Source organism: Xanthobacter autotrophicus (assembly GCF_029991245.1).
Taxonomy (GTDB): Bacteria; Pseudomonadota; Alphaproteobacteria; order Rhizobiales; family Xanthobacteraceae; genus Xanthobacter; species Xanthobacter autotrophicus_C.
Genome location: NZ_JAIVFO010000206.1, coordinates 1 through 5,764, shown reverse-complemented (window position 1 = coordinate 5,764; position 5,764 = coordinate 1). Strand labels below are relative to the sequence as shown.

The following is a 5,764-nucleotide window of genomic DNA, read 5'->3' as shown; positions in this document are numbered from 1 at the left end:
GATACGCACCCGCCCCGCCACCTGCATGCCGGCTTCGCCGAGGCCGACGATCTTGCGCAGGACGATGGATTCCATCTCCTCCGCCGCCTGCGCCAGCTTCTGGCCCTGCTCGGTGATCACAGTGCGGCGGCCGGCGCGGGCAACGAGGGGCGCCCCCACCTCCTTCTCCAGCCGCGCGACGCGGCGGCCCACCGTGGTATCGTCGAGCCCCAGAGCACGCCCGGCCCCCGCCATCCGGCCGGTGCGCGCCAGCTGGAGGAAGATGCGCAGGTCGTCCCAATCCATGGCCTCGGGATCCGTCGCCAATTGCTGCAATTTTGCAGAATGGATCCGACTCTATCGGCCTTGAGTGCAAATCTGCAAGCTGGGATCAAGGCAAAACCCAGCGCGAGGAGGAACGCCAGATGCAGCGCCAGAACGAAAAGGCCGCCGAACGGCTGGAAGGGGATTACGACTACATCGTCGTGGGCGCCGGCACCGCCGGCTGCATCGTCGCCAACCGGCTGTCGGCGGATGCGCGCAAGCGCGTGCTGATCCTGGAGGCCGGCGGCAACGACAACTGGATCTGGTTCCACATTCCGGTGGGCTACCTGTTCGCCATCGGCAATCCGCGCGCGGACTGGATGTTCCGGACCGACCCCGAGCCGGGCCTGAACGGGCGCTCGCTGGCCTATCCGCGCGGCAAGGTCATCGGCGGCTGCTCGGCCATCAACGCCATGATCTCCATGCGCGGGCAGGCGGCGGACTACGACCACTGGCGCCAATTGGGCCTTGCCGGCTGGGGATGGGACGATGTGCTGCCCGCCTTCAAATCACTGGAGGACCATTTCCTCGGCGCCAGCGACATCCACGGCACCGGCGGCGGCTGGCGCATCGAGGCGCCGCGCATCGCCTGGGACGTGCTCGACAAGGTGGCGCAGGCTGCGGGCGAGATGGGCATCCGCTCGGTGCCCGATTTCAACACCGGCGACAACGAGGGCGTCGGCTATTTCCACGTGAACCAGAAGCGCGGGCGGCGCTGGTCCTCGGCCCGCGGCTTCCTGAAACCCGCCCTGTCGCGCCCCAACCTGCGGCTGGAAACAGGGGTGCTGGTGGACCGGCTCGTCATCGAGAACGGCCGGGCGGTGGGGGTGCGCTACCTGCAGAACGGCCGGCTGATGGAGGCCCGCACCCGCGGCGAGGTCATCCTTTCCGCCGGCTCCGTCGGCTCCACGCAGGTGCTGCACCGCTCCGGCATCGGCCCCGGCGAATGGCTCTCGGCGCTCGGCATCGAGACCGTGCGCGACCGGCCGGGGGTGGGCCGCAACCTTCAGGATCACCTGCAACAGCGGGCCATCTACAAGGTTTCCGGCATCCGCACCCTGAACGAAACCTATTATTCCCTGCCCCGCCGCGCGCTGATGGGCGTGGACTATGCCCTGCGCCGGCGCGGGCCGCTCACCATGGCGCCGTCCCAGCTCGGCATCTTCACCCGCTCGGACCCGCGCCAGGAACGGGCCAACATCCAGTTCCACGTGCAGCCCCTGTCCCTCGACAAGTTCGGCGAGCCGCTGCACCGCTTCCCGGCCATCACGGTGGCGGCCTGCAACCTGCGGCCCACATCGCGCGGCGTGGTGCGCCTCACCTCGCGGGCGCTGGACGCCGCGCCGCAGATCGCCCCCAATTATCTTTCCACCGAGGAGGACCGGCAGGTGGCGGCGGATGCCATCCGTGTCACCCGCCGCCTCATGCGCCAGCAGGCCCTTTCCCCCTACCGGCCGGAGGAATACCTGCCCGGCCCTGCGGTGGGCGAGGACGACGCGGCGCTGGCCAAGGCGGCGGGCGATATCGGCACCACCATCTTCCATCCCGTGGGCACGGCGAAGATGGGCCGCCCGGACGATCCCATGGCGGTGGTGGATGCACGGCTGCGGGTGTTCGGCCTGGAGGGTCTGCGCGTCATCGACGCCTCGGTGATGCCCACCATCACCTCGGGCAACACCAACACGCCCACCGCCATGATCGCCGAGAAGGGCGCGCGCCTTGCCATCGAGGATGCGGCGCTGGGCGCATCCTCCGCAACCGCGGCAGCGTGAGGCCAGCCCGAGGCAATCCGCTCACGTCCTCAGGGCACGGCGCAACACCTTGCCCGAGGGCGTGTGCGGCAGCTCCGGCACGAAGACATAGGCGCGCGGGCGCTTGTATTCGGCAAGATGCCGGGCCACGTGATGCCCGAGCGCGTCCGCATCGCCTGCCGCCCCCTCGTTGAGCACCACGAAGGCGGTGATCAGCGACACCTCGCCGGACTTCACCTCCACCACCGCCGCCTCGGCGACGGAGGGATGATCGGCCAGCGCCCGCTCCACCTCCTCCGGCGCCACGCGATAGCCGAAGGCGTTCATCTGGTCGTCGGAGCGGCCCTCGTACCAGAGGTAGCCGTCCGCATCGAAGCGGGCGAGGTCGCCGGTGAGAAACCAGTCGCCGCGCATCGCCGCCGCCGTCTCCTGCGGCAGGCCCCAGTAGCCGAGCATCAGGCCGGGATCGGAGCGGTGGACGGCGAGGATGCCCGCCTCCCCCTGTGGCAGCGGCTGGTCGGCCGCATCCGCCGCCGCATCCGGTGGCAGCACGCCGACGCGCCGGCCCGCCTGCGGCTTGCCGGGACTGCCGGGGCGCGTGGGCACGTGCGGACCCGACGAGACGTAGGTGGAAATCTCGCTCATGCCGAGGGCCTCGTAGAGCGGGCGCCCGGTGGCCTTGATCCAGTCGCGATGCAGTGTGGGCTTCAGCGCCTCGCCGGCCGTCAAACCGTGGCGCAGCGACGGGAAGCGGCGGCGCGTGACGGCCCCGTATTTCAGGATGCGCCGGTACAGGCCGGGCACGGCGGCGAACACCGTGGCGCCGGTGGCCTCCAGCAGATCCGGCCAGACCTCGGGCGGGCGCTCGCCGAGATGGACGATGCTGGTCGCGCCCACCGACCATGGGTCCATGAGCCCGGCGCCCAGGGTGTAGGTCCAGTTGAAGGCCCCGGCATGCAACAGGAGGTCGCTCGCCGCAAGCCCGAGCCAGCCCTCCCGCATGGGCTTTCGGCCCAGCACCACGCGCTGGGCATGGGCGACCCCCTTCGGCCGCCCGCTGGTGCCGGAGGTGTAGACGAGGAAGGCGAGGTCCTCCGCATCGGTGTCGGCGTAATCCAGGGCCGTCGCCGCCCCCAGCCGGTCGATGTCCGACGGGCCGAGCACGATGGCGGCTCCCGGCGCCGAGGCCGTCGTGGACGGCATGGCGCCGGAGCCGTCGCTCACCACGAGCCGCGCGCCGGAATCGGCGAGGATCAGGTCCACCTCGTCCTGGGTGAGCAGGGTGGAGGTGGGGATGGGCGCGAGCCCCGCCGCGATGGCACCGAAGAACAGCAGCGGAAACTGCGAGGTGTTGCCCACCCGCAGCAGCACCCGCGCCCCGCGCGGCAGGCCATAGGCGGCAAAGCCCCCGGCCATGCGCGCCACCGCGGCGCGCATCTCGCCATAGGTCCAGGTCTCGACGATGCGCCCCTTGGGGCCTTCCGCCACCAGCAGGGCGGGCTTGGCCGCATCCGCCCCCTGGTCGAGGCAATGGCGGGCGAGGTTGAAAGGACCATGCACGCCGCGTGACGGGGCGGCGAAGGGGGCATCGGACGGGGTGTGGCTCATGACGGGGACCATGGCACTCATCTTGGGCACTCATCTTGGACCAGCACGGACTGCCATGGCCAGACGGCACCGGCTGCCGGGCAATGGCATCAGATCGGCCCGGGCAGCAACCACGCGGATGGCGTGAACGGCCCGGTTGGCCGGCTCAGGCCAGCGGCCCGCAGCCGGGCGGCAGCAGCCTATGGAAATCGGTGCGGCGCTGATAGGCATCGCCCGCCTTGAGCAGGACCGGCTCGGCATAGGGCCGGCCCACCAGCTGGAAGGCGGCCGGCAGGCCGTTGGCGGTGAAGCCGCACGGCACCGACAGGCTCGGCAGGCCGAGATAATTGATGCCGCGGGTGAAGGCCGCGATGCGGCCGACGGTGGCGGCGATGTCCTCCGGCGGCCCGGCGGTGGTCTCGGCGATGCTGGGCACGGGAACGGGAAGGGTCGGCATGTGTACCATGTCCGCCGCGCCCATGGCGGCGGCGAGCCAGTCCCGCGTGACGCTGGCGCGCATCATCAGGGCTTCGGCGTAGCGCGTGGCCGGCAGGGCGAGGCCGGGCAGCATGCGGGCGCGCACCTGGGCGCTGTAGTCCTGCGGCCGCTCGGTGAGCCAGCGGCGGTGGAGGGTGGCCATCTCCACCAGCATCACCACCTGCATCAGCGCGTTCACCAGCGCCATGTCGGGCGGGCTGGTCTCGATGAGGCGAGCGCCGGCCTCCCTCAGCACGGCGCGGCTGTCATCCATGAGCGCCGCGATCTCCGGCGTCGCCAGCTCCCGGTAAGAGCCGGAGGGCACGGCGATGGTGAGGCCCTTCAGGTCGCCCGTCAGAGCGCCCTCGAAATCGAGGCGCGGGGCCGGCAGGGTGGCGGCATCGCGCGAGTCGGGGCCGGCGATGGCCGTCATCATCCGCGCCGCATCGCGGGCGGTGCGGGTGAGCGGGCCGATGGTGTCGAGGCTCGGCGCCAGCGGCATGGCGCCATAAAGCGGCACGAGGCCATGGGTGGGCTTCAGGCCCGTCACCCCGCACATGGCCGAGGGATGGCGGATGGAGCCGCCGGTGTCCGAGCCAAGCGCCCCCGGCACAAGACGCGCCGCCACCGCCGCCCCCGAGCCGGAGGAGGAGCCGCCGGCGCCATAGGCGGTGTTCCACGGGCTGAGGCCATGGCCGTAATGGAGATTGAAGCCGGTGGGCGAAAGCGCGAACTCGGCCAGGTGCAGGGAGCCCAGATCCAGCGCACCCGACGCATCCAGCCGCTCCAGCACGCTGGCGGTCACATCCGGCACGAAATCCTTGCGGATCAGCGAGCCGCCGGTGGCGATGCGGCCGGCGCGATAGAGCAGGTCCTTGTGGGCCAAAGGCACGCCGGCAAGCGGCCCCAGCTTGTCGCCCCGCGCCCGTGCGAGATCGATGCCGCGCGCCTGTTCCCGCGCCCGCTCGGGCTCGACCTGCATCACTGCATTGTAGCGCGGGCCGAGGGTTTCCAGCCGCTTCAGCGCCTCCTCGGTGAGGGCTTCGGACGAGACCGAACCGTCGGCCACGGCATCGGCCATCTCGACCACGCCGAGGGTGAAAAAGCCGCTCATTCGCCCGCCTCCGGTCCGGTCTTCCGGACGGTCTTTTCGGCGGCGATTTCGGCGCACAGGGTGGCGAAGCTCCACGGCGCGGCGTCGAGGGAGAGGCGCTGGTCGGCGCCGGCCGCCACGCGGGCGTTGAGATCGCGGGCGATCGCGGAAACGGCCCGCGCCTCCGCCTGCGTGAGCGGAACGCCGTTGTCCGCGCCCACGCGCAGGGCGATGTCGTCTTCGGTCATGGTCGAGGTTCCTGGGGCAGCGCGCTGAGGGCGCGGACGGCGCTTCGGGAGGGCGGGATTCGCTCCGAGTGTAGAGGCTGCATCGGGCATGGAGAAGGCGGCCCGCACGCCCGTGAGGTTTCGGTTCGAAACGAAGCGCCGTCGCCCCCTCTCCCACCCAGAACTCGGCTGCTGCCGAGTTCTGGTCCCAAGGCCCAAGGCCGGAAACATCCCGCCTCGGGAAGGAGAGGCTTCACCTACGCGCGGGACGACAAGCTGCCGCTCCCACAGGGGTGATCCGCCCCCCTGTCCCGCGTGCGGGGGAG

General features: G+C 71.2%; 5 protein-coding genes. 1 reads left to right on the top strand and 4 read right to left on the bottom strand.

The genetic code is table 11. The features are described from left to right. A partial coding sequence (locus tag K9U41_RS21430) for a LysR family transcriptional regulator (protein ID WP_282642872.1) occupies positions 1-285 on the bottom strand: 285 nt, incomplete at its 3' end. A 119-nt stretch (positions 286-404) separates the two neighbouring features. Between K9U41_RS21430 and K9U41_RS21425 the strand changes: the two genes are divergently transcribed. Next, positions 405-2,075, top strand: a complete 1,671-nt coding sequence (locus tag K9U41_RS21425; RefSeq protein ID WP_282642871.1) for a GMC family oxidoreductase — start codon at positions 405-407, stop codon at positions 2,073-2,075. 21 nt (positions 2,076-2,096) lie between these two features. On the opposite strand, the gene K9U41_RS21420 is transcribed toward K9U41_RS21425, so the two are convergent. The 3 genes from K9U41_RS21420 to K9U41_RS21410 all read right to left on the bottom strand — a co-directional run bounded on the left by K9U41_RS21420 (position 2,097) and on the right by K9U41_RS21410 (position 5,459). Then, positions 2,097-3,683 carry an acyl-CoA synthetase gene (locus K9U41_RS21420; protein ID WP_432715840.1) on the bottom strand — a complete coding sequence of 529 codons (1,587 nt, stop codon included), beginning with the start codon at positions 3,681-3,683 and terminating at the stop codon, positions 2,097-2,099. Positions 3,684-3,807: 124 nt separating this feature from the next. Beyond that, positions 3,808-5,232, bottom strand: a complete 1,425-nt coding sequence (locus K9U41_RS21415) for an amidase (RefSeq protein WP_282642870.1) — start codon at positions 5,230-5,232, stop codon at positions 3,808-3,810. After that, on the bottom strand, positions 5,229-5,459 hold the full coding sequence (locus tag K9U41_RS21410; protein ID WP_282642869.1) for a hypothetical protein: 231 nt from the start codon (positions 5,457-5,459) through the stop codon (positions 5,229-5,231). Before K9U41_RS21410 ends, K9U41_RS21415 begins: the two co-directional genes overlap by 4 nt. Positions 5,460-5,764: the final 305 nt, after the last annotated feature.

Coding starts and splice junctions, on each gene's coding strand:
- K9U41_RS21425 (WP_282642871.1), top strand. CDS start 405: ATGCAGCGCCAGAACGAAAAGGCCGCCGAACGGCTGGAAGGGGATTAC.
- K9U41_RS21420 (WP_432715840.1), bottom strand. CDS start 3,683: ATGAGTGCCATGGTCCCCGTCATGAGCCACACCCCGTCCGATGCCCCC.
- K9U41_RS21415 (WP_282642870.1), bottom strand. CDS start 5,232: ATGAGCGGCTTTTTCACCCTCGGCGTGGTCGAGATGGCCGATGCCGTG.
- K9U41_RS21410 (WP_282642869.1), bottom strand. CDS start 5,459: ATGACCGAAGACGACATCGCCCTGCGCGTGGGCGCGGACAACGGCGTT.